Here is a 22,449-nt window from a genome sequence, read left to right as displayed (position 1 = left end):
CAAAACAACGTTAGGCATTCAGCACAAATTTCTCGATGGCGCGTGCCACGCCGTCTTCGGTATTGGTGGTGGTCACAAACTGCGCCACCGCCTTCAGTTCCTCAATGGCATTGCCCATGGCCACGCCAACGCCGGCATACTCGATCATTGCGGTGTCGTTGGCTTGATCGCCCAACGTCATCACGTTTTGCTGTGCAATACCAAGATGATCGGCCAGCATTTTCACGCCGGTCCCTTTATCCACGTTCTTATGCAGGATCTCCAGGAAATACGGCGCGCTTTTCAGGATGGTATAACGCTCCCGCGTTTCAGCCGGGATGCGGGCGATGGCACGATCCAACAGCTCAGGCTCGTCAACCATCATCAACTTAGGGAAACGGATCGCCGGATCCATCTCTTCCACGCTGCGGTACTTGAGCGGAATGCCGGTCATCTCCGATTCATGCACGGTGTATTTGCCGATATCTTTGTTCGGTGTATACAACGTATCGAAATCAAACGCCTGATAGTGAACGCCGAATTCGCGCGCCATCTGCTCGAAGTAGAGATAATCCTCAAAGCCCAGCGTTTCCTGCAGGATGCAGGCACCATCTACCGCCTTCAAAACCAGCGCACCGTTATAGGTAATACAAAAATCACCAGGTCCCTGAATGTCCAACTGACGCAGATAGTCTTGCACGCCGACGTAAGGCCGCCCGGTGGCCAGCACCACATGCACCCCTTTGCGGCGCGCCTCGGTGATTGCCTGCTTTACTGCCGGCGTAATTTGGTGCTGCGGGTTGAGCAGCGTGCCGTCCATATCAATCGCAATCAGTTCAATAGCCATTCGATCCTCTCCCAGTGGTTTTTTTCCATGCTAACGCGTTTCAGCCCGCCGTGTCAGCGTCAAAAACGGCGTAAAAAAATCCGCGCGGGTTGCCCGGCGCGGATTTTCACAGCCATCAATGCGTTAGATATCGATATTTGCCGCTTTCAGGGCATTCTCTTCGATAAAGGCACGACGAGGTTCGACCGCATCACCCATCAGGGTGGTGAACAATTGGTCTGCAGCAATGGCGTCCTTCACGGTCACGCGCAGCATACGGCGGCTTTCCGGATCCATGGTGGTTTCCCACAGCTGCTCTGGGTTCATCTCGCCCAGACCTTTATAGCGTTGTACCGCCAGGCCGCGACGTGACTCTTTCACCAGCCACTCCAATGCCTGCTCGAAACTTTCAATCGGCTGACGGCGCTCACCACGTTCGATGAAGGCACCCTCTTCGATCAGGCCGCGCAGTTTCTCGCCCAGCACGCAGATTTTGCGGTACTCGCCACCGTGGATGAAGTCGAAGTCCAGCGCGTAATCGGTATCCACACCGTGGGTACGAATGCGCAGCACCGGCTCAAACATCTGGCGCTCGCGGTTCTCGAAGATCACCGAGTCATAGCTGCTGCCGTGCTGCTCTTTGTCGTTCAGCAGTTTCACCAGAGAATCAATCCAGGTCTTAACCTTGGCCTGATCGCTCAGATCTTCTTCCTGCAGAGTCGGCTGGTAGATCAGGTTGTTCAGCAGCGCGCGCGGGTAGCGACGCTCCATACGACCGATCAGCTTCTGCACGCTGTAGTGTTCGGCAACCAGTTTTTCCAGTTGCTCACCGCCCAGTGCCGGGGCGCTGGCGTTGGTGTGCAGGGTTGCGCCGTCCATCGCGATGGCGATTTGGTATTGATCCATCGCCTCGTCATCTTTGATGTACTGTTCCTGCTTGCCTTTTTTCACCTTGTACAAAGGCGGCTGAGCAATGAACACGTGGCCACGCTCGATGATTTCCGGCATCTGACGGTAGAAGAAGGTCAACAGCAGCGTACGGATGTGCGAGCCATCGACGTCGGCATCGGTCATGATGATGATGCTGTGATAGCGCAGTTTGTCCGGGTTGTACTCGTCACGGCCAATGCCGCAGCCCAGCGCGGTGATCAACGTCGCCACTTCCTGCGAAGACAGCATCTTGTCGAAGCGCGCCTTCTCTACGTTGAGGATTTTACCTTTCAACGGCAGGATTGCCTGGTTCTTACGGTTACGTCCCTGCTTGGCAGAGCCGCCCGCTGAGTCCCCTTCCACCAGGTACAGTTCAGACAGCGCAGGGTCACGTTCCTGGCAGTCCGCCAGTTTGCCCGGCAGGCCGGCCAGATCCAGCGCGCCCTTACGGCGGGTCATTTCACGCGCTTTACGCGCCGCTTCACGAGCACGCGCTGCGTCGATGATTTTACCGACGACGATTTTCGCATCGCCCGGGTTTTCCATCAGATAATCGACCAGCTTCTCGTTCATCAGCGTTTCAACCGCGGTTTTCACCTCGGAAGACACCAGCTTGTCTTTGGTCTGAGAAGAGAACTTCGGATCAGGCACCTTCACCGAAACCACGGCAATCAGACCTTCACGCGCATCGTCGCCGGTGGCGCTGATTTTGGCCTTTTTGCTGTAGCCTTCTTTATCCATGTAGCTGTTCAGGGTACGGGTCATCGCGGTACGGAAACCGACCAGATGGGTACCGCCGTCACGCTGCGGGATGTTGTTGGTGAAGCAGTAGATGTTTTCCTGGAAACCGTCGTTCCACTGCAGCGCCACTTCCACACCGATGTCGTCTTTGACGGTCGAGAAGTAGAACACGTTCGGGTGGATCGGGGTTTTGTTCTTGTTCAGGTATTCAACAAACGCCTTGATACCGCCTTCGTAGTGGAAGTGGTCTTCTTTGTCGGTACGTTTGTCTTTCAGGCGGATAGACACGCCGGAGTTCAGGAAAGAGAGTTCGCGCAGGCGCTTGGCCAGAATGTCGTACTCAAATTCGGTATTGTTGGTGAAGGTTTCATAGCTCGGCCAGAAACGGACCGTGGTGCCGGTCTGATCGGTTTCACCGACCACTTTCAGCGGCGACAATGGCTCGCCCATGGCATAGGTTTGCTCATGCACCTTGCCTTCACGACGGATCACCAGTTCCAGCTTCTCAGACAGGGCGTTAACAACGGAGACGCCCACGCCGTGCAGACCGCCGGAGACCTTGTAGGAGTTGTCATCAAATTTGCCGCCAGCATGCAGCACGGTCATGATCACCTGTGCTGCGGAAACCCCTTCCTCTTCGTGAATACCGGTTGGGATACCGCGGCCATCATCCTGTACCGAAACGGAATTGTCGGCATGGATGGTCACCTGAATGTCACTACAGTGGCCAGCGAGTGCTTCGTCGATAGCGTTGTCCACAACCTCGAATACCATGTGGTGCAGACCGGTGCCATCATCGGTGTCGCCGATATACATGCCCGGGCGCTTACGCACCGCGTCCAGCCCTTTTAATACCTTGATACTTGAGGAGTCATAAGAATTCGACATCAACGTTTCTCGCTCATTTTAGTCCTGTGGTTGAACCTCTATTTTACCTTGTTCCACGCGGAACATCTTGCCCTTTTCACCGGCCATATCGGTCACTTGTTCAGCGCTCACGGCACTGACAAAGACCTGGGCCTGGGTGGCTTTCAGGCGATCGGCCAGCAACCGGCGACGGCCGGTGTCCAGCTCGGAGGCAAAATCATCAATCAGATACAGGCAACGCCGCCCGCTCTGCCGGGTGAGAAACTCACCCTGCGCTAAGCGCAATGCGCACATCAGCAATTTAAGCTGACCGCGCGATAACAAATCCTCTACCGGCGTGCCGTCGGCACGAATGCGGAAGTCCGCCTTATGCGGCCCCACCGCGGTATAGGTTAACGCCCTGTCGCGCTCAAACTGGCGCTCCAGCAGCTCTCCGTAGTCGCTCTCTTTGTCCCAGCCGCGCTGGAAAGAGAAACTCAGGGCAAATTCGGGCAAAAACTGCGCGCACGTCGCGGTAATATCCGCGGCAATCGCGTCGCTGTAAGCTGCCCGCCACTCGCTGATGCGCTCTGCCAACGGGATCAGTTCCTGATCCCAGGCGCGGATTTGCGCATAGCGACTGACCTGGCGCAGCGCGGCATTGCGCTGCTTCAGTAACCGTTTCAGGTTGCTCCAGGCGGTGAAAAAACCGGGTTCGTTATGAAAACAGCCCCAGTCCAGGAAGGCGCGCCGGAATTTCGGCCCGCCGTTTAGCAGGGTAAAACCTTCGGGGGTGATCAGTTGCATCGGCAATAACTGCGCCAGTTCAGCCACTTTGTGGCCGTCGCTGCCATCGATGCGTACCTTGCTGTCACCCTGACGGCTCTTGCTTAATCCTACGGATATTTCACGTTCTGCACCGTCAATACGGCCGTGCAAAATGAACTCCGGCTGGTCGTGGCGGATCACCCGGCCGGCCTGCAGGCTGCGAAACGCACGCCCGTGCCCAAGGGTATACACCGCCTCAAGCACGCTGGTTTTCCCGCTGCCGTTGGCGCCAACCAGGAAGTTGAATCCCGGCGCCAGCGACAAATCCGCCGCTTCTATATTGCGGAAGTCTTTAATCAGTAAACGCGTTAATGCCATGCTGCAGTTATCTTAATCATCGAACAGCCCAGGGCGTTATTGTCGCAGACCCTTTGCTTGCGGCCAGCACACAGCAACCGGAGCGTACACAGAGTACGTGAGGATTGCGAGCACTGCCCAATCGCAAAGGGGCAAGTAAGATAGCCCGATAAATTCTACAGCCGCATTGGCATGACGACGTAAGCAGCAGACTTACTGGCACCGTCTTCGATCTGCACGCTGGAAACCGAGTCGGTCAGCAGCAGACGCACATCTTCACACTTGAGCGCGTTCAAAACGTCCAGCACGTAACTGACGTTAAAACCAATTTCCATCTCGGTGCCGTCGTAGCTGACATCGAGGATCTCTTCCGCTTCTTCCTGTTCCGGGTTGTTGGCGGTGATCTTGAGCTGGTTCTGGCTAACGTACAGGCGCACACCGCGGAACTTTTCGTTCGACAAAATGGCCGCGCGGGCAAACGCCTGCTTGAGCAAGTCGCAGCCGGCTTCCAGCGTTTTGTCCGGGTTCTTCGGCAATACGCGGCGATAATCTGGGAAACGGCCGTCAACCAGCTTGGAGGTGAAGATAAAGTCACCGACGTGAGCGCGAATGTTGTTGCTGCCGATCTGCAGTTGCAACAAGGTCTCGCCACCGTCCAGCAGACGCACCAGCTCCATCACGCCTTTACGCGGCACGATCACCGAATGCGACGGCAATTCCTGGCCGATCGGCATCGAACACACCGCCAGGCGGTGACCGTCGGTCGCCACGGTACGCAGCTCTTCCCCTTCGGTTTCGAACAGCATGCCGTTTAAGTAGTAACGCACGTCCTGATGAGCCATCGAGAACTGCGTAGCTTCAATCAGGCGCTTCAGCGTTGCCTGTGGCAGCGAAAATTCAACTTCGCTCTGCCAGTCGTCCAGGTTCGGGAAATCCGCCGCCGGCAACGTAGAAAGTGAGAAGCGGCTGCGGCCGGAACGCACCAGCATGCGCTCGCTTTCAAGCGTTACGGTGATCTCGGCCCCTTCAGGCAGACCACGGCAGATATCAAAGAATTTACGCGCGGGGACGGTAGTCGCGCCCGCTTCATGGGGCTGGGACAGGGCAACGCGCGCCACCATCTCCATCTCCAGATCGGTGCCGGTCAGCAGCAGGGAGCCTTCCGTCACCTGCAACAGCAGGTTACCCAGAATTGGCAAGGTTGGGCGGCCGCCCAGCGGGCTGCTCACCTGTTGCAGCGGTTTTAGCAGATGCTCACGTTCAACGATAAATTTCATAGCGCTAGGAAGATAATGTTCTGATTAAATTGGAGAAATCTTCTTTGATGTCGTGACTTTCCTCACGCAGCTGCTCAATCTTCCGGCAGGCGTGCAACACCGTGGTATGGTCGCGGCCACCAAACGCATCGCCGATTTCAGGCAGGCTGTGGTTGGTGAGTTCTTTTGCCAATGCCATCGCCATTTGGCGCGGGCGGGCAACGGAACGCGAACGCCGCTTGGACAACAAATCCGCGACTTTAATTTTATAGTATTCCGCCACCGTCTTTTGAATATTATCGATGGTGACCAGCTTTTCCTGCAGAGCCAGCAGATCGCGCAGCGCTTCACGCACGAAATCAATGGTAATGGCACGGCCGGTAAAGTTTGCGTTGGCAATCACGCGGTTCAGCGCCCCTTCGAGCTCACGCACGTTGGAACGCAGGCGCTTGGCGATAAAGAACGCCACTTCGCCCGGCAGACGGATATCGTTCTCGTCGGCCTTTTTCATCAGGATCGCCACGCGGGTTTCCAGCTCAGGCGGCTCGATCGCCACCGTCAGCCCCCAACCGAAGCGAGACTTCAGGCGATCTTCCACGCCGTTAATCTCTTTCGGGTAGCGGTCTGAAGTCAGGATAATCTGCTGATTGCCTTCCAACAGGGCGTTAAAGGTATGGAAGAACTCTTCCTGCGAACGCTCCTTATTGGCAAAAAATTGGATGTCATCGATCAGCAGCGCATCGACCGAGCGGTAATAACGCTTAAATTCTTCAATGGCATTGTTCTGCAAGGCTTTGACCATGTCCTGAACAAAGCGTTCAGAGTGCATATAGACCACTTTGGCGTTGGCCTTGCGGGCCATGATGCCGTTGCCTACCGCGTGCAACAGGTGAGTTTTACCCAGGCCGGTGCCGCCATACAGGAACAACGGGTTATAGGCGCCGCCCGGGTTATCCGCCACCTGGCGGGCCGCCGCGCGCGCCAACTGGTTGGATTTACCCTCAACAAAGTTATCAAAGGTATGCTTTGGGTTAACGTTGGAGCGGTAGGAAAGTTCAGGCTGAGGAGCTGCGTTGTCCCAACTGGGGCGGGACGGCGCCACGGCGCGCGCTACCGGTGCGCTGGGTGCGCTTGCACTCACGCTGGCGGTAACGGTCTGGCTGATGATTTGGGAGATCGGTTTGCTGCCCACTTCAAAACGCAGCAAGGGGGCATCCGTACCGCAGAAATCATTCAACAGGCCATTGATATTGTTTAAGTACTTATCGCGAACCCAATCCAGCACAAAACGATTGGGCGCATAAAGCGCCAGGGTGTTGTCACTCAGTTCCGCCTGCAATGGGCGTATCCACATACTAAATTCTGTGGCAGGTAACTCATCCTGCAATCGGGCAAGACACTGCTGCCAAAGCGAAAGTGACACGGCGGACTCCACTCGAACAAGATCAATAAAAGAAAAGAATCAGGCTAATTTTTTATAACTCATGATTTTTGACACATACCCGGCATCGGCTGTTTGCCTGTGGGGGATGCGAACCGCCTTTCACGGTTTATGTCCCTCACGATCCCCGCTTGAGAGATCGCGATCGGAATGACGGATCATAGCGCAATCCGCGCAAGAGATCCTCCCCTTCATCACAGATTAGATCCATTTTATCCACAGGCCCCGGCCTGCGGCGATCTTTTCGCCAGCCACGCCAAATTGCAGGCGAAATCCCGCCTGATGAACGGTATTTTTTACATTGTCAACCGGTTATACCCTGTTATCCACGTGGGATCCTTGGCTTAAACCACAAGGATCGCGTCGGGATCCTTGCGATTTACCCCCGAGTCCGTATAATCTTCGCCCTACGTGTGTACCTGGTTCCTTAATGGTGTGTCATTAACCAGACAGGATTCTGCGGTGACCACGGGCCAAGACCGGATTTTACTCCGTATTGGCAGACAACCAGGTAGGCTAGCGCGATGTGAATTGACTCAGGACTGTACAATTATTACAATCCCGCTTCTTTATATATTGCGATTGAGGCGTCGGTCGTCTTCACGCCGAATAGCCAAACGCGTTTACTGATCAGTAATTATTTAAGTTTAGGTAGAAATCGCCATGAAACGCACTTTCCAACCGTCCGTATTGAAGCGCAACCGTAGCCACGGTTTCCGTGCTCGTATGGCCACCAAAAATGGTCGTCAAGTTCTGGCCCGCCGTCGTGCGAAAGGCCGTTCTCGTCTGACTGTTTCTAAGTAATAAAAGCTAACCCGCTGAGTGGTTAAGCTAGCTTTTCCCAGGGAGTTACGTTTGTTAACTCCCACTCATTTCACTTTCGTCTTCCAGCAGCCACAACGGGCTGGCACGCCGCAAATCACCATCCTCGGCCGCCTGAACCAGCTGGGGCATCCCCGCATCGGTCTTACCGTCGCCAAAAAACACGTCAAACGCGCGCATGAACGCAATCGGATCAAACGCCTAACCCGCGAAAGCTTCCGTTTACGTCAGCACGAGTTACCGGCGATGGATTTTGTCGTGGTGGCCAAAAAAGGGATAGCGGATTTGGATAACCGCGCGCTGACGGAAGCTTTGGAAAAATTATGGCGTCGCCACTGTCGCCAGGCTCCCGCATCCTGATCGGGCTGGTGCGGGCTTACCAGCTCGTCATCAGTCCGCTGCTTGGGCCTCGTTGTCGCTTCCAGCCGACATGCTCTCATTACGCAATTGAGGCATTAAGCAGGTTTGGCATGATAAAAGGCAGTTGGTTAGCATTGAAACGCGTATTAAAATGCCACCCCTTGAACCCAGGTGGCGATGATCCCGTGCCGCCGAAACCCGACGATAACAGAGAACACTAACGATGGATTCGCAACGCAATCTTCTCCTCATCGCTCTGCTGTTCGTGTCTTTCATGATCTGGCAAGCCTGGCAAACGGACAACGCTCCGCAACCAGTCGCCCAGACCACGCAACAGACTTCGAACACTGCTACCGGTGATGCCGCAAGCTCAGCAGTTCCAGCCAGTGGTCAGGGTAAACTGATTACCGTTAATACTGACGTGCTGTCGCTGACCATCAACACCCGTGGTGGTGATATCGAGCAGGCTAAACTGTTGGCTTACCCGGACACTCTGGGTTCATCGACGCCATTCCAACTGCTGGAAACCACACCGTCATTTGTTTATCAGGCGCAAAGCGGCCTGACCGGCAGAAACGGCCCGGATAACCCGGCAAACGGCGAACGTCCTCTGTTCCAGGCGGCGCAGGACAGCTACACCCTGCCGGAAGGCCAGGAAGAGCTGCGCATTCCGCTGACCTTTACCGGTAAAGACGGCGCTATCTACACCAAGACTTTCGTGCTCAAGCGTAATCATTACGCGGTTGCTGTTGACTACAACGTCGACAACAAAGGCACCACCCCGCTGGAACTGACCCTGTTCGGCCAACTGAAGCAGACGACCGAGCTGCCTAAGCACCGTGACACCGGCAGCAACAACTTCGCTCTGCACACCTTCCGTGGCGCGGCGTACTCTTCCAGCGAAGACAAATATCAGAAGTATGCGTTCGATAAGGACGAAAACCTGAGTGTCACCACGCAGGGCGGTTGGGTTGCCATGCTGCAACAGTACTTCGCCACCGCATGGGTGCCGGCAACGCAAGGCAGCAACACCTTCTATACCGCCAAACCTGGCGATAACCTGTCCACCATTGGCTTCAAATCTACTCCGGTAGTGGTGCAGCCTGGTGCGCAGCAGCAGCTGAATGCCACCCTGTGGGTGGGGCCGGAACTGCAAGACCAGATGGCCCAACTGGCGCCGCACCTGGATCTGACCGTGGATTACGGTTGGTTGTGGTTCATCTCTCAGCCGCTGTTCAAATTGCTGAAGTTTATCCACGGCTTTATCGGTAACTGGGGCTTCTCAATTATCATCATCACCTTCATCGTGCGTGGCATCATGTACCCGCTGACCAAAGCGCAGTACACCTCGATGGCCAAAATGCGCATGCTGCAGCCAAAACTGCAGGCGATGCGTGAGCGTATCGGTGATGACAAACAGCGCATGAGCCAGGAAATGATGGCGCTGTACAAGTCTGAGAAAGTGAACCCGTTGGGTGGGTGTTTGCCGCTGGTTATCCAGATGCCAATCTTCCTGGCGCTGTACTACATGTTGATGGGCTCGGTTGAGCTGCGCCATGCGCCGTTCGCCCTGTGGATCCATGACCTGTCGGCGCAAGACCCGTACTACATCTTGCCAATCCTGATGGGCGTGACGATGTTCTTCATCCAGAAGATGTCACCAACCACCGTCACTGACCCGATGCAGCAGAAAATCATGACCTTTATGCCGGTGATCTTCACAGTGTTCTTCCTGTGGTTCCCGTCAGGTCTGGTGCTGTACTACATCGTCAGTAACCTGGTGACCATCCTCCAGCAGCAGCTGATTTACCGCGGCCTGGAAAAACGTGGCCTGCACAGCCGCGACAAGAAAAAGACCTAAGCGTATTGTAGGGGTTCGGCGCGCTGAACCCTTGCAGCAAAAGATAAGAGGCGGTCATTAAGACCGCCTTTTTGCATATTGAATCGTCAGAGAGAATCACTATGAGCACCACCGATACCATCGTAGCCCAAGCCACCCCGCCGGGACGCGGCGGCGTCGGCATTTTGCGTATTTCCGGCCGTGGCGCCAAAGACGTAGCCCAGGCCCTGCTCGGCAAACTGCCGAAGCCGCGTTACGCCGATTACCTGCCGTTCCGTGATGCCGAAGGCGCCACTCTGGACCAGGGCATCGCGCTGTGGTTTCCTGGCCCGAACTCGTTTACCGGCGAAGACGTGCTGGAACTGCAAGGCCACGGCGGGCCGGTTATCCTCGATTTGCTGCTCAAACGCGTACTGGCGCTGCCCGGCGTGCGTATCGCCCGTCCCGGCGAATTTTCCGAGCGTGCCTTCCTTAATGACAAGCTGGACCTGGCGCAGGCCGAAGCGATTGCCGACCTGATCGACGCCAGTTCCGAGCAGGCGGCACGTTCTGCCATGAACTCGCTGCAGGGGGCGTTCTCCACCCGCATCAACCAGCTTGTGGAAGCACTTACTCACCTGCGAATCTATGTAGAAGCAGCGATAGACTTCCCGGATGAGGAAATCGACTTCCTGTCTGACGGTAAAATCGAGGCGCAGCTCAACGGAGTCATGGCCTCTCTTTCCAACGTACGCGCAGAAGCGCGTCAGGGCAGCCTGCTGCGCGAAGGGATGAAAGTGGTGATCGCCGGGCGTCCTAACGCCGGTAAATCCAGCCTGTTGAACGAACTGGCCGGTCGCGAAGCGGCTATCGTCACCGATATCGCCGGCACCACTCGCGACGTGCTGCGCGAGCATATTCACATCGACGGCATGCCTTTACACATCATCGACACCGCCGGCCTGCGCGAAGCCAGCGACGAAGTGGAGCGTATCGGTATCGAACGTGCGTGGAACGAGATCGAACAGGCCGACCGCGTGCTGTTTATGGTCGATGGCACCACCACCGCGGCAACCGAACCGGCAGAGATTTGGCCGGAGTTTATGGCACGTCTGCCGCATCGTCTGCCGATCACCGTAGTACGTAACAAAGCCGACATCACCGGTGAACCCTTGGGCATGACAGAAGTAAATGGTCACTCACTTATTCGCCTGTCGGCGCGCACCGGTGAAGGTATCGACCTGCTGCGGGACCACCTGAAGCAGAGTATGGGCTTCACCAGCAATATGGAAGGCGGTTTCCTGGCACGTCGCCGCCACCTGCAGGCGCTTGAGCAAGCAGCCCAGCATCTGGTCGAGGGCAAAGAACAGTTAGTGAGTGCTTACGCGGGGGAGCTGCTGGCCGAAGAATTGCGACTGGCGCAGCAAGCACTGAGTGAAATCACCGGCGAATTCACCTCAGATGACCTGCTGGGACGCATTTTCTCCAGCTTCTGCATTGGTAAATAAGCGGCGGTAACGTAACAAGCGACCTATTCACGGCCAGGATAAACCTTTGTTCTGGCCGTTTTTCTTTGCCCCGCTCTGCGCCTTGGCTCACAGAGCCGTCATAACTCCCTAGATATACTGGTGGGTCAGGGATCCTTCTCAGGAACGAGCAAAGATGGCATTAACCTTCAAGGTGCTGCTGGAAAACCGCCGCGCCGCCAGCGCCAATCCGTCACTGCTGGCCAAGGCAGGCTTAAGCCTGCTGCTTCAGGATGAAACTGCCAGCGTTTTATTTGATACCGGCCCTGACGGCAGTTTCCTGCACAATGCGCGGCTGATGGGCGTAGATCTCTCCAGAATAACCGCAACCGTGCTCTCTCATGGCCACTATGACCACTGCGGCGGCGTCACCTGGCTGCCTGACGGCAGCCGCATTATCTGCCATCCGCAGATCGGCGACGAACGCTATGCGGCGCTGAAGGTACTGGGCCACACCCGCAAAATCAAAAAGCTCTCTTTGGATATCGATTACTCACGCCACCGCATGGAGTACAGCCGCAAACCACTGTCTATCAGCGATCGTTTTATGTGGTCAGGCGAAATCGCAGTACCCGCACCGCGCGCCTATGGAGTGATTGTCGGGGAAAATGCAGGAGTGGACTATGTCATCGACGAAGGCGTGCTGATTTATAAATCCGATCGCGGGTTGGTGATTATTACCGGTTGCGGGCATCGCGGGATCATTCACATCGTGCGTCACTGCCAGAAAATCACTGGGATCGATCGGATCCACGCTTTGATCGGCGGTTTTCATCTGCGCTGCGCGTCGCCGCGCACCCTATGGCGGGTAAGACATTTTCTTCATCAGCAAAAACCGGAGAAATTAATGGGATGCCATTGCACCGGAACCTGGGGGCGCCTGTGGTTACCGGAGGTGGTGTCACCCGCGACCGGAGACACTTTCGTGCTGGAATAAGACGTTAACAAGCCAGCTGGTTTTCGCTTCCTGCTACAGAATCTGGCAGGAAGAACCCCCGACAAACGCCTGCTTTCTCCTCCTTCTTGCTAAAACTCACCTAAGCTTATCTCAGCAATTTCCATCAAAGAGATAAGAAAAAATGAATGAACCACTGGATTTACTCGGCGTCGGCCTTGGCCCTTTCAACCTCAGCCTGGCGGCGTTGGCCTATGAAAGTGGTGCACTGAATTATGCCTTTCTCGATCGCAACGCCAGCTTCCGTTGGCATCCCGGCATGCTGCTCCCTTCCGCCTATATGCAGACCTATGTGTTGCAGGACCTGGTTACGGCGGTAACGCCTCGCAGCCAATTCTCCTTTATCAATTACCTGGTCGAGCAGAAAAAAATTTATCGTTTTCTGATTACCGAACAGCAAATTATCAGCCGCGAAGAGTTCTCCGACTATTTGAGCTGGGCCTGTAATAGATTAGAAGGGTTACAGTTTTCACAGTCGGTTGAGAGCATTGATTTTGACGATGACAAACAGCTGTTCAAAGTACGCACCCTCGACCAAACCCTGTGGGCGAAGAATATCTGTCTGGGCACCGGCCACGACCCCTGGCTGCCTGAGGAGTTTTACCCGGCGCTGGGGGAAAACTGCCTGCATGCCGCCGAAATCGGCCTGCGTAATCCGGATCTGACCGGTAAGCGGGTGGCGGTGATTGGCGGCGGCCAAAGCGGTGCCGATATTTTTCTGAACGCGCTGCGGGGGCACTGGGGCGAACCGGCACAGCTCGACTGGATTTCCCGTCGGCCCAATTTTCAGCCGCTGGACGAGTCTGCCTTCACCAATGAATATTTCACCCCGGAGTACGTCGATTATTTCTATACGCTGCCGCAGGATATCCGCGAGCGCGAACTCAAGACTCAGAAACTGCCGTCCGACGGTATTAGTAACCATACGCTACGTACTTTGTACCGGGAGCTTTATATGCGTTTCGATGTGATGCACCAGCCGCGCAACGTGCGCCTTTTGCCGCATCGCACTCTGCTGGCGATCGAGCCGACAGGCAAAGGGTTCCAATTGCGAACCCGACACGGCCTTGAAAATCGCCAGGAAGGATTCAATGCCGATGTCGTCATTTTAGCAACCGGTTATCGCCCTTCACTCCCTGCCTATTTAAAACCCCTGTTGCCACGCATTCCTTTCGACGAACAACAGCACTTGCCGTTACTGCCCGATTTTAACCTCGAATGGCAGGGGCCTGAGCAGAATCGCATTTATGCGGTGAATGCCGGTATCCACAGCCACGGCAGCGCGGAAGGCGGGCTTAGCCTGATGGCCTGGCGCTCAGCACGCATTCTGAATCATCTGCTCGGTAAACCCCATTTTGATCTGGCACCAAACGCCTCGCTGATCCAATGGTGGAGCGGCGCTGCCCCGGACGATGATATTACTCAAACAGATAAATAGGATAAAACGCATACTGTTTTTTGATGATAAATCCTCGACTTATGCTTAATCTAACTCCCCTGCGTTTTCAGCGACCCCTCTGGTATGGAGTGAATAATGGCGTGTCATTTTGCCCGATGGATCCCCACGTCCACCGCACTGGATACCCGGAGGCTCTCCGCCGAGGTCGTTGCTGCTACCACCGCTTTTTCCATTAAACGCCGCCAACGCTTTCTGCAGGGGCGTATCCTGCTCGCCGAAATGATGTTTTATCTCTACGGTCTGCCGACATTGCCCCCCATCGCTACCACACCTACCGGCCGTCCCTGTTTTGTCGATAACCACCTGCCCGATTTCAGCCTGGCCTACGCCAGCGATACGGTAGGGGTTTTGTTAAGCGATGAAGGCAAGGTGGGGCTGGATATTGAAGTCATGCGCGCCCGGGGCGGGCAACAGAAAAGGCTGCAAGACCAATTTCAAACGCCGGTAGAAAGTGCCTGGATCAGTGCACAATACGATCGGCTGGAGGCGGAAACGCAGCTGTGGAGCATCCGTCAAAGCGTGTTGAAAATTTCCGGCCTGGGTAACAGCGGGCAATCGTCGCTGCTGCTGCACCCTTTTTCCGGCCACCTGCGATCCAGCATCACCCCCCAGGTTCAGGTGATGAGCGATGCCGACGAATATCTGAGCTGGGCTTGCGCGCGCGAACCCAGCCTGGAACGTCTGGTATGCTGGCAGTATGAAGCCAATAAAGGCCTGCAGAAAAACGGCGAGATCTCTCCACGAGCACCGGCCAGTTCCACCCGCTTTATCAAACTGACCAGCCTGGCACTTCACCGCTGACATCGGCCGCTTACACTGCGACGAACCCCTGAGATAAAACTTTCTTTAACGCATAAATTCCTGCATAAAACTGTAAAGTCAGCTAAATATTCAGCAATCATCTATTCTCTCCTGCAGCTTTGCCCTACTATCCCCTGATGTTCTAAGCTGAATCTGTTCATTCGAAAGGGAGAATCACCATGTCAGACCAAGCATTAAAAATCGTTACCCTGCTCGGCAGCCTGCGTAAAGGCTCGTACAACGCCATGGTCGCCAATGCCCTACCGGGCCTTGCGCCACAAGGCGTCACCATCGAAGCGCTTCCTTCAATCCGTGATATCCCGCTGTATGATGCCGATGTGCAACAGGAAGAAGGTTTCCCTGCTGCAGTGGAAGCGATCGCAGAGCAAATCCGACAGGCGGACGGCGTTATCATCGTTACCCCGGAATATAACTACTCGGTGCCGGGCGGGTTAAAAAATGCCATCGACTGGCTGTCCCGCCTGCCAAACCAGCCGTTAGCCGGTAAACCCGTAGCCATTCAGACCAGCTCTATGGGGCCGATTGGCGGCGCGCGCTGCCAGTATCACCTGCGCCAGATCCTGGTGTTTCTCGATGCCATGGTGATGAACAAACCGGAATTTATGGGCGGCGTGATCCAGAATAAAGTGGATGCTCAGGCTGGGGAGTTGATTGATCAGGGCACGCTGGACTTCCTCACCGGCCAGTTGTCCGCATTCAGTGATTATATTCGTCGACTGAAGTAAGATTATTTTACAGACGCCTTCGGCAGAAAATTGACTGAAGGCGTCATTCTTATGAGAGATCGCTTTATAACCCATTAAAATTAAAGTCATAAAATTATGTATTTTCTCATTTTAGCCATATTACTGGCTTTCATCACCAGACCATTATCAGCCGCAGAAATGCGTTATCCCGCCGGAGAAGAGCCGATCGAGCTGCCGGTACATAGCCCTTTGAATGCCCAATACCCGCGCACCGCCCAGGGCCAGGAAGACAAAAAGATCGCGGCCATGTCGCTGTACCTGACGCTGATGCGCGAAGACGGGCGGAACATATGGGCCCCCTATCAACTGGCGGCCTCTTCGGCGGAAAAGGGCCAAACCGAACTGGCGGAGCGCTATCTGCAGCTGAGTGCCGATCGCGGGTTGTGGTATTACTACAACCTGTTGGAGGACGACGCCTTCAATAGCATTCAGCACAGCAGGACCTATCAATCAATATTGGCGGTCACCAAAGCCCGCTACCTGCAACATGCGCATTGGTACGAAGGCAAAGCCAGCTACGCCATTCCTGAAGGCACACCGCCTGCCGGCGGCTGGCCAACGGTGGTGTACCTGCATACCTACGGCAAGAGCGCCGGCATCACACCCGAAGAGCGTTTGTTGTTTAGCGAGATGGGCGTGGCCTATGTTGAGATCAACGGTACCCAGATGCTGTCGGAGAACAGCTTCCGCTGGTCGAATTACAGTGACGAAAGTACCCAAAGCGCGATCCGGCGGGCTTTGCAACCGGCCGCAGAACTAAAACTCAACCCGCAGCAGGTCTACCTCACCGCCCGTGGGCAAGGAGCGCTGCACGCGGCCAATCTGCTGGCCAAATATCCCCAGCTATATGCCGGCGCGATGCTGATCGCCCCCAATGGTGAGATCAAGCAGGCTCAGCAATCGCTGGCGACCAATAAGCGCTTGGTGGTGGCGTATTACGATCGGCAAAACTTCAGCGATCAGGCGCTGGCGATGCATTTCGCCAATTTGTTCAGTGAGAATAACCAGGTAGAAACGCTGCATTTTTCTCAGGGAGAGAACCCTGACGGCGGCTGGCAGGCCCGTTTTAAACGGCCTTTACAGTGGATGTTGCAGCAGGCGCCCGACGCAACGCCGGGTGCCTAAAAGATAACAGGGCCGACCAGCGTCGGCCCTTGCCGTATTAATGGCCGTCTACAAACACAATTTTCAGCACAAACAGCAGCGCCACCACCACCACGCATGGGCTGATTTCGCGCCAGCGACCGGTCCCCAACTTCATCACGCAGTAGGAAATAAAACCGAGCGCAATACCTTCGGTGATCGAGAAGCTGAATGGCATCATCACTGCCGTGACGAACGCAGGAACGGCTTCGGTCAGGTCATCCCACTTCACCCGCGCCAAACTGGATGTCATCAGCACGCCAACGTAGATCAGCGCGCCGGCTGCGGCATAAGCCGGCACCATACCCGCCAACGGCGACAGGAAAATCACCAACAGGAACAGGATACCGGTTACCACGGCGGTCAGGCCGGTACGGCCGCCGACAGACACCCCGGCGGAGCTTTCAATGTAGGCGGTAACCGAAGAAGTGCCGACAAAGGAACCGGCTACCGAGCTGATGCTGTCGACATACAGCGCCTGCTTCATGCGCGGGAACTTACCCTTGTCGTCAGTCAGCCCGGCCTTGTCGGTTACGCCAATCAAGGTACCAGAGGAGTCGAACAGGTTGACCAGCATAAAGGAGAAAATCACCCCGGCCAGGCCAATATTCAGCGCCCCGGCCAGATCAACCTGACCCACTACCGACGTGATGTTAGGAGGCATCGAGAATACGCCGCCGTATTTCACATCGCCCAGCGCCCAGCCGATCAGCGTAGTCACCACGATAGAAATCAGCACTGCCGCATGGAAGTTGCGTGAAGACAATACCGCGATGATAAAGAAGCCCAGCGCACCCAGCAGCACGTTGTGCGAAGTCAGGCTGCCGATGGTCACCAGCGTGTCCGGGTTAGCCACCACGATACCGGCATTTTTCAGCCCCATCATGCCGATAAACAGACCGATACCGCTGGTAATGCCCACCCGCAGGCTCATCGGAATATTGGCAATCATCCAGTAGCGTACGCGGAAAATGGTCAGCAGCAATAAACCGACTGCCCCCCAGAAAATGGCACCCATGCCGATCTGCCATGAGATGCCCATTGCGCCGACCACCACAAACGCGAAGAACGCATTGAGGCCCATCGCCGGTGCCAGCGCTACTGGCAGGTTCGCCAGCAGGCCCATGAAAATGCTGCCGAAAGCGGCAATCAGACAGGTTGTCACGAACACCGCCTGCGTATCCATGCCCGCCGCGCCCAGGATTTGGGGGTTAACGAACACGATATACACCATGGTCAAAAAGGTGGTAATACCGGCAATCGTTTCCGTACGCGCCGTAGTGCCATGTTGCTTGAGTTTAAACACGCGCCCAAGCAAGCCTTGCTCGACGTCAAGGCCAGATACTGGTTTGCTCATTATCAGAATTCCGAAGAGGGGAATGGACAGTCGCCGGCTATCCTATACCCAAAATAATTGGAGTCGCATCACGGCGGCAAGAACGCGAATCCCCAAGAGCTTACTCAAGTAAGTGACTGGGGTGAGCGTTCGCAGCCAACACAGATGCGGCTTCAAGTATGCCGGGTATATAACAAAAAGTCAGGGTTTTGATGCTGATCACAGGTTTTTTTCGCCGTCTTTACGGCCATAAACCCCAACAGGTTGTATTTGCTGATATTCATCGGAAAACCAGGATTCAGGAGTCGCAATCCTGCCTGATGCGGTTAAAGTGGCATTATCGCTGTTGACTCGAAGGACACTGACGCTGATGAACCAGATTGACTGTATTTTGTTTGATTGCGACGGCACGCTGGTGGACAGCGAAGTGCTGTGCAGTAAAGCCTATGTGCACATGTTTGCCCACTTCGGCATCCACCTGTCGCTGGACGACGTGTTCAGAAAATTCAAAGGAGTGAAGCTGTACGAAATTATCGAACAGGTTAATGCAGAACAGGGCACCACGCTGGCAAAGGAAGAGCTTGAACCGCTGTACCGCCAGGAAGTGGCCCGCTTGTTCGATAGCGAGCTGCAACAAATCGCCGGGGCGCGTGAACTGTTGGCGCAGGTGAAGGTGCCAATGTGCACGGTTTCCAACGGCCCGGTCAGCAAAATGCAACACTCGCTCGGCCTGACCGATATGCTGCACTATTTTGATGACCGGTTGTTCAGCGGCTATGACATCCAACGCTGGAAGCCGGATCCGGCCATTGTGTTCCACGCCGCTGAAAAAATGCAGGTGCCGTTGGAGCGCTGCATCCTGGTGGATGATTCCGCCGCCGGTGCACAGGCAGGGATCGCCGCCGGGATCCCGGTGTTTTACTTCTGCGCCGATCCGCACAATAAACCTATCGATCACCCCTTGGTCACCGTATTCGACAATCTGGCGCAATTGCCGGCGCTCTGGCGTGAACGCGGCTGGCAGCTGACTAACTAGCCGGCAACGGCGGTTTGTTGCGCCACCAGCGCCATGACCGTTTTACAGCCCGGGTCTGCGGGCTGTAGCGGCGATTGATCGCATTGGCCAGCAGATCCAACGCCAGGCAGAACACGAAGTACACCAACGCGATAAACAGGAATACCTCCATCGGATACACCATGCTGCGGTTGTTGACCTGTGTCGCCAGAAAGGTCAGCTCACTGACACCAACGATATAGGCCAGGGAGGTGTCCTTGATCAGCGAAATCCACTGGTTGATAAACGACGGCACCATCATGCGCAGCGCCTGCGGCAGCACTATCAACCACAGCGTTTGCCAGCGGGTCAGCCCCAACGATAACCCGGCCTGCCACTGCCCCGGCCCGATGGCGGCAATGCCGGCTTTCACCGCATGCGCCAGATAGGCGGAGGCGATCAACGCCAGAGCGCAAACCACCGTGGTAATTTCAGGAATATCTACGCCAAAAACGATGGGCAGCAGGAAATAGGTCCAGAAAATCAGCATGATCACCGGAATTGCGCGGAAAAAGCCCAAAATCGCCGCCAACAGCCCGGCCACCACGCCGCGTGACATCGCCAATGCCACCCCCAGCAGCGTGCCGAGAATAGCCGAAGCCACCCCCGCCATCAGGCTGATAGCCAGTGTCAGCGCCGCGCCCCCCAGCGGCCCATCCGGCCAGGTGCCCCACAGCAGATATCCCAGGTTGTCGTAAATGATGCTGAAATCCATCTTAATGTCCTCCCAGCGGTTTACGCTGCTGCCGCCACATGCCCCAGCCTTCCAATAGCGCAATGATGGCGATATACAACACCGTCGCCACGCCAAAGGCCTGGAAGGTGCGTAGCGTCTCGGTTTCTACCTGACGCGAAGCATAGGAAAGTTCAGCGACGCCGATCGCCATGGTCAGCGAGGAGTTTTTTATTACGTTCATGTATTGGCCCAGTAGCGGCGGCATGGCAATTTTCAGCGCCTGCGGCAGGACCACATAACGCATGGCCTGCCATCCGGTCAGCCCCAGCGCGTTGGCGGCGTACTTTTGTCCGCTGGCGACACCACGGATGCCGGAGCGGATCTCTTCAGCGATAAAAGCGGTGGAGTAAAGCGTCAGGCCAAAGAAACCGGCCAGAAATTCAAATGAGGGCCACTCAAACGGGCCGATGTGGTGTGGCGTATTCAGCCACTGCATGGCGGCAGACGGCAAAATCTGCCCGGCGGCGAAATACCAGAAGAACAGCTGCACCAGCAGCGGCGTATTGCGAAACAGTGAACTGTAACCGACCGCCAGCCAGCGCAGCACCCTCAGGCGGCTGTCACGCATCGCTGTCAGTAAAAATCCCAACAGCGTGGCTGCCAGGCTCGCACAGGCGGAAAGCCACAGCGTCAGCAGGAAGCCATCCCATAACCAGCTCAGATACTGCGGCGCCAGCAGCCAGTCTGAGAGTTGTTGCAGATTCATGCCTAATCCTTGTTTTGCACCATGCGCCAAGGGCGCAGCAAGCTGCGCCCCTCCGTTCTGACTTCACGACCCCGCAGAATCAGGCCTTAGGCTGCTGATCCAGGGGGGCGATGGTGAAATCGCCGCGCGGTTGAGCCGTTTTGGTTTCCGGCCCGAACCAGCGATTGTAGATTTTCACCGCTTCGCCGTCCTTTTCCAGTTTGATCAGCGTGTCGTTAACGCTGGCGGTCAGGCGATCTTCGCCTTTGGGAATGCCGACTCCCTGGTACTCTTTGGTAATGCTGAACGGCGAGATCTCGAAGTCAGCTTTCTGGGCGGCTGGCAGGTTGCCGAGCAGGCCCACCAGCTTGGCGTCATCCTGGGTGATCGCCTGCACGTTACCGTTACGCAGCGCCACGAACGCCAGCGGGGTGTCGTCGTAAGAGATCACTTTCGCCGTCGGATAATGTTCGCGCAGGGTAATTTCCTGCACCGTGCCTTTGTCCGCGCCAATGCGCAGCTTTTTGATGTCTTCCGGGGTTTTCAGTACGCCTTTATGGGCGATAAATTTCTGGCCGGTGGCGAAATACGGCACGCTGAAGTTCACTTCCTTGGCGCGCTCGTCGGTAATGGTGAAGTTAGCGGCTATCAGGTCGACCTTTTTCGAGACCAGCAAAGGAATACGGTTGGCCGGGTTGGTGGCTCGCAGCTCAACCTTCACGCCCAGCGCTTTGCCGATCGCATCGGCGACATCCACATCGTAACCCACCAGCTTTTTGCTTTGCGGGTCGATATAACCGAACGGCGGATTGCTGTCGAACACCGCGATACGCACTACGCCGGCTTTCTTGATGTCATCGAGTTTGTCCGCATGCGCGGCACCGGTGGCGAGGCTGGTCAGGCTGGCTAATAAGGTTAAGGCCAAAGCGCGATGTTTCATGGGGAGCTCCTAAGGGTTGATGTCCTGCTGGCTGCTAAGCTAGCAAGACCCACTTAGGTCAGGAAATAATATAAAAAGCTATATTTATAACCTTTTTGTCTTTAAGGGTTTTAAACAGCATAAAGGCGCAGTTTTCTGCGCCTTCAGGGGTAACTCTCGGGGGAAATTACTCTTTTTTATCGTCTTTTCCGTCGGATGACAGCAGCTTTTCCAGCGCGTCGCCACCGATATGACGGAAGTCCTGACCTTTGACGAAATAGAAGATAAATTCGCAAATGTTCTGGCAGCGGTCACCGATACGCTCGATCGAACGGGCACAGAATAACGCGGTCAGCACGCTTGGGATGGTACGCGTATCTTCCATCATGTAGGTCATCAACTGGCGTACGATGCCCTCATATTCCTGATCGACCTTCCGGTCTTCGCGGTAAATGCGGATAGCTTCATCCAAATCCATGCGCGCGAAGGCGTCCAGCACGTCGTGCAGCATCTGCACGGTATGGCGACCAAGCGACTCCAGGCTGACCAGCAGTGGCTGATGCTGGTGCGAGAATTTCTCCAGCGCGGTGCGGCAAATCTTGTCCGCCACGTCGCCGATGCGTTCCAGCTCGGAAATGGTTTTGATAATCGCCATCACCAGACGCAGGTCGCTGGCGGTCGGCTGGCGTTTGGCGATGATCCGCACGCAGGCTTCGTCAATCGCCACTTCCATCATATTGACCTTGGCGTCGCCTTCAATCACGCGCTTGGCCAATTCACCGTCCTGATTGTGCATCGCGGTGATAGCGTCGGTCAGTTGCTGTTCCACCAGCCCGCCCATGGTCAATACCTGGGTGCGGATATGCTCCAGTTCTGCGTTGAACTGGCCGGAAATGTGCTTATTTAAATTCAGGTTATCCATG

The 22,449-nt window shown here is 55.6% G+C and carries 21 protein-coding genes; 11 read left to right on the top strand and 10 right to left on the bottom strand.

Annotated features, from left to right (window positions below; all coding sequences use genetic code 11):
- Positions 1 to 10 precede the first annotated feature (10 nt).
- From yidA to dnaA, 5 genes are all read right to left on the bottom strand, one after another.
- Positions 11 to 826, bottom strand: a complete 816-nt coding sequence (gene yidA / locus AAZT04_RS20885; protein ID WP_046374833.1) for a sugar-phosphatase — start codon at positions 824 to 826, stop codon at positions 11 to 13.
- A gap of 123 nt (positions 827 to 949) precedes the next feature.
- Entirely contained in the window at positions 950 to 3,364 is a 2,415-nt protein-coding gene (gene gyrB / locus AAZT04_RS20880; protein ID WP_129982608.1) for a DNA topoisomerase (ATP-hydrolyzing) subunit B, read from the bottom strand.
- Positions 3,365 to 3,382: 18 nt separating this feature from the next.
- A complete protein-coding gene (gene recF, locus AAZT04_RS20875; protein WP_046374834.1) occupies positions 3,383 to 4,468 on the bottom strand; it encodes a DNA replication/repair protein RecF in 1,086 nt (361 codons plus the stop codon).
- 155 nt (positions 4,469 to 4,623) lie between these two features.
- Positions 4,624 to 5,724 (bottom strand): DNA polymerase III subunit beta, encoded by a 1,101-nt coding sequence (dnaN, locus tag AAZT04_RS20870; RefSeq protein ID WP_020824632.1) that lies wholly within the window; start codon positions 5,722 to 5,724, stop codon positions 4,624 to 4,626.
- Between the two features lie 4 nt (positions 5,725 to 5,728).
- Positions 5,729 to 7,126 carry a chromosomal replication initiator protein DnaA gene (gene dnaA / locus AAZT04_RS20865; protein ID WP_041414068.1) on the bottom strand — a complete coding sequence of 466 codons (1,398 nt, stop codon included), beginning with the start codon at positions 7,124 to 7,126 and terminating at the stop codon, positions 5,729 to 5,731.
- A 681-nt stretch (positions 7,127 to 7,807) separates the two neighbouring features.
- Between dnaA and rpmH the strand changes: the two genes are divergently transcribed.
- The 10 genes from rpmH (at position 7,808) to AAZT04_RS20815 (ending at position 16,778) form a co-directional block, all read left to right on the top strand.
- Positions 7,808 to 7,948, top strand: coding sequence for a 50S ribosomal protein L34 (rpmH, locus tag AAZT04_RS20860; RefSeq protein ID WP_003849659.1), 141 nt, complete (start codon positions 7,808 to 7,810; stop codon positions 7,946 to 7,948).
- Positions 7,949 to 7,966: 18 nt separating this feature from the next.
- Complete coding sequence (gene rnpA / locus AAZT04_RS20855; RefSeq protein WP_004950547.1) at positions 7,967 to 8,326, top strand: ribonuclease P protein component; 360 nt, start codon at positions 7,967 to 7,969, stop codon at positions 8,324 to 8,326.
- Positions 8,290 to 8,547 (top strand): membrane protein insertion efficiency factor YidD, encoded by a 258-nt coding sequence (yidD, locus tag AAZT04_RS20850; RefSeq protein ID WP_012004505.1) that lies wholly within the window; start codon positions 8,290 to 8,292, stop codon positions 8,545 to 8,547. The genes rnpA and yidD overlap by 37 nt, the downstream gene beginning before the upstream one ends.
- Before the next feature lie 2 nt (positions 8,548 to 8,549).
- Complete coding sequence (gene yidC / locus AAZT04_RS20845) at positions 8,550 to 10,187, top strand: membrane protein insertase YidC (protein ID WP_020837770.1); 1,638 nt, start codon at positions 8,550 to 8,552, stop codon at positions 10,185 to 10,187.
- A 101-nt stretch (positions 10,188 to 10,288) separates the two neighbouring features.
- On the top strand, positions 10,289 to 11,653 hold the full coding sequence (mnmE, locus tag AAZT04_RS20840; protein ID WP_115060915.1) for a tRNA uridine-5-carboxymethylaminomethyl(34) synthesis GTPase MnmE: 1,365 nt from the start codon (positions 10,289 to 10,291) through the stop codon (positions 11,651 to 11,653).
- 154 nt (positions 11,654 to 11,807) lie between these two features.
- Entirely contained in the window at positions 11,808 to 12,608 is an 801-nt protein-coding gene (locus AAZT04_RS20835) for an MBL fold metallo-hydrolase (protein ID WP_197821463.1), read from the top strand.
- Between the two features lie 142 nt (positions 12,609 to 12,750).
- On the top strand, positions 12,751 to 14,064 hold the full coding sequence (locus AAZT04_RS20830) for a lysine N(6)-hydroxylase/L-ornithine N(5)-oxygenase family protein (RefSeq protein ID WP_197821462.1): 1,314 nt from the start codon (positions 12,751 to 12,753) through the stop codon (positions 14,062 to 14,064).
- 96 nt (positions 14,065 to 14,160) lie between these two features.
- The gene (locus AAZT04_RS20825; RefSeq protein WP_434681576.1) at positions 14,161 to 14,886 is read left to right on the top strand and encodes a 4'-phosphopantetheinyl transferase family protein; all 726 of its coding nucleotides are present in this window, start codon (positions 14,161 to 14,163) and stop codon (positions 14,884 to 14,886) included.
- A 179-nt stretch (positions 14,887 to 15,065) separates the two neighbouring features.
- Complete coding sequence (locus AAZT04_RS20820; RefSeq protein WP_020837735.1) at positions 15,066 to 15,632, top strand: NADPH-dependent FMN reductase; 567 nt, start codon at positions 15,066 to 15,068, stop codon at positions 15,630 to 15,632.
- A gap of 96 nt (positions 15,633 to 15,728) precedes the next feature.
- The gene (locus AAZT04_RS20815) at positions 15,729 to 16,778 is read left to right on the top strand and encodes a hypothetical protein (RefSeq protein WP_041415130.1); all 1,050 of its coding nucleotides are present in this window, start codon (positions 15,729 to 15,731) and stop codon (positions 16,776 to 16,778) included.
- Positions 16,779 to 16,815: 37 nt separating this feature from the next.
- Here the strand turns inward: AAZT04_RS20815 and AAZT04_RS20810 are convergent, their stop codons facing one another.
- Entirely contained in the window at positions 16,816 to 18,153 is a 1,338-nt protein-coding gene (locus AAZT04_RS20810) for an NCS2 family permease (protein WP_020837732.1), read from the bottom strand.
- A 349-nt stretch (positions 18,154 to 18,502) separates the two neighbouring features.
- On the opposite strand from AAZT04_RS20810, the gene yieH reads away from it, so the two are divergent.
- Positions 18,503 to 19,168 (top strand): 6-phosphogluconate phosphatase, encoded by a 666-nt coding sequence (gene yieH / locus AAZT04_RS20805; protein ID WP_129941912.1) that lies wholly within the window; start codon positions 18,503 to 18,505, stop codon positions 19,166 to 19,168.
- Here the strand turns inward: yieH and AAZT04_RS20800 are convergent.
- The 4 genes from AAZT04_RS20800 to phoU form a co-directional block, all read right to left on the bottom strand.
- A complete protein-coding gene (locus AAZT04_RS20800; protein ID WP_048759323.1) occupies positions 19,161 to 19,901 on the bottom strand; it encodes an amino acid ABC transporter permease in 741 nt (246 codons plus the stop codon). The two genes, yieH and AAZT04_RS20800, sit on opposite strands and share 8 nt — an antisense overlap.
- A gap of 1 nt (position 19,902) precedes the next feature.
- A complete protein-coding gene (locus tag AAZT04_RS20795) occupies positions 19,903 to 20,628 on the bottom strand; it encodes an amino acid ABC transporter permease (RefSeq protein ID WP_129982612.1) in 726 nt (241 codons plus the stop codon).
- A 79-nt stretch (positions 20,629 to 20,707) separates the two neighbouring features.
- Positions 20,708 to 21,547, bottom strand: a complete 840-nt coding sequence (locus AAZT04_RS20790) for an ABC transporter substrate-binding protein (protein ID WP_044554285.1) — start codon at positions 21,545 to 21,547, stop codon at positions 20,708 to 20,710.
- Positions 21,548 to 21,713: 166 nt separating this feature from the next.
- Entirely contained in the window at positions 21,714 to 22,448 is a 735-nt protein-coding gene (phoU, locus tag AAZT04_RS20785; RefSeq protein ID WP_020837725.1) for a phosphate signaling complex protein PhoU, read from the bottom strand.
- Position 22,449: the final 1 nt, after the last annotated feature.

It is taken from the genome of Serratia sp. Je.1.23.a (assembly GCF_051129805.1).
Classification (GTDB): Bacteria; Pseudomonadota; Gammaproteobacteria; order Enterobacterales; family Enterobacteriaceae; genus Serratia; species Serratia liquefaciens.
This window is presented reverse-complemented; position numbering and strand designations above follow the sequence as displayed.

What these genes read in the sequence shown, in the direction of transcription:
- yidC (WP_020837770.1), top strand. Translation starts at nt 8,550, where the DNA reads ATGGATTCGCAACGCAATCTTCTCCTCATCGCTCTGCTGTTCGTGTCT.
- AAZT04_RS20800 (WP_048759323.1), bottom strand. Translation starts at nt 19,901, where the DNA reads ATGGATTTCAGCATCATTTACGACAACCTGGGATATCTGCTGTGGGGC.
- mnmE (WP_115060915.1), top strand. Translation starts at nt 10,289, where the DNA reads ATGAGCACCACCGATACCATCGTAGCCCAAGCCACCCCGCCGGGACGC.
- AAZT04_RS20795 (WP_129982612.1), bottom strand. Translation starts at nt 20,628, where the DNA reads ATGAATCTGCAACAACTCTCAGACTGGCTGCTGGCGCCGCAGTATCTG.
- phoU (WP_020837725.1), bottom strand. Translation starts at nt 22,448, where the DNA reads ATGGATAACCTGAATTTAAATAAGCACATTTCCGGCCAGTTCAACGCA.
- rpmH (WP_003849659.1), top strand. Translation starts at nt 7,808, where the DNA reads ATGAAACGCACTTTCCAACCGTCCGTATTGAAGCGCAACCGTAGCCAC.
- yidD (WP_012004505.1), top strand. Translation starts at nt 8,290, where the DNA reads ATGGCGTCGCCACTGTCGCCAGGCTCCCGCATCCTGATCGGGCTGGTG.
- yieH (WP_129941912.1), top strand. Translation starts at nt 18,503, where the DNA reads ATGAACCAGATTGACTGTATTTTGTTTGATTGCGACGGCACGCTGGTG.
- recF (WP_046374834.1), bottom strand. Translation starts at nt 4,468, where the DNA reads ATGGCATTAACGCGTTTACTGATTAAAGACTTCCGCAATATAGAAGCG.
- AAZT04_RS20810 (WP_020837732.1), bottom strand. Translation starts at nt 18,153, where the DNA reads ATGAGCAAACCAGTATCTGGCCTTGACGTCGAGCAAGGCTTGCTTGGG.
- gyrB (WP_129982608.1), bottom strand. Translation starts at nt 3,364, where the DNA reads ATGTCGAATTCTTATGACTCCTCAAGTATCAAGGTATTAAAAGGGCTG.
- yidA (WP_046374833.1), bottom strand. Translation starts at nt 826, where the DNA reads ATGGCTATTGAACTGATTGCGATTGATATGGACGGCACGCTGCTCAAC.
- AAZT04_RS20830 (WP_197821462.1), top strand. Translation starts at nt 12,751, where the DNA reads ATGAATGAACCACTGGATTTACTCGGCGTCGGCCTTGGCCCTTTCAAC.
- AAZT04_RS20815 (WP_041415130.1), top strand. Translation starts at nt 15,729, where the DNA reads ATGTATTTTCTCATTTTAGCCATATTACTGGCTTTCATCACCAGACCA.
- AAZT04_RS20835 (WP_197821463.1), top strand. Translation starts at nt 11,808, where the DNA reads ATGGCATTAACCTTCAAGGTGCTGCTGGAAAACCGCCGCGCCGCCAGC.
- AAZT04_RS20790 (WP_044554285.1), bottom strand. Translation starts at nt 21,547, where the DNA reads ATGAAACATCGCGCTTTGGCCTTAACCTTATTAGCCAGCCTGACCAGC.
- dnaN (WP_020824632.1), bottom strand. Translation starts at nt 5,724, where the DNA reads ATGAAATTTATCGTTGAACGTGAGCATCTGCTAAAACCGCTGCAACAG.
- AAZT04_RS20825 (WP_434681576.1), top strand. Translation starts at nt 14,161, where the DNA reads ATGGCGTGTCATTTTGCCCGATGGATCCCCACGTCCACCGCACTGGAT.
- AAZT04_RS20820 (WP_020837735.1), top strand. Translation starts at nt 15,066, where the DNA reads ATGTCAGACCAAGCATTAAAAATCGTTACCCTGCTCGGCAGCCTGCGT.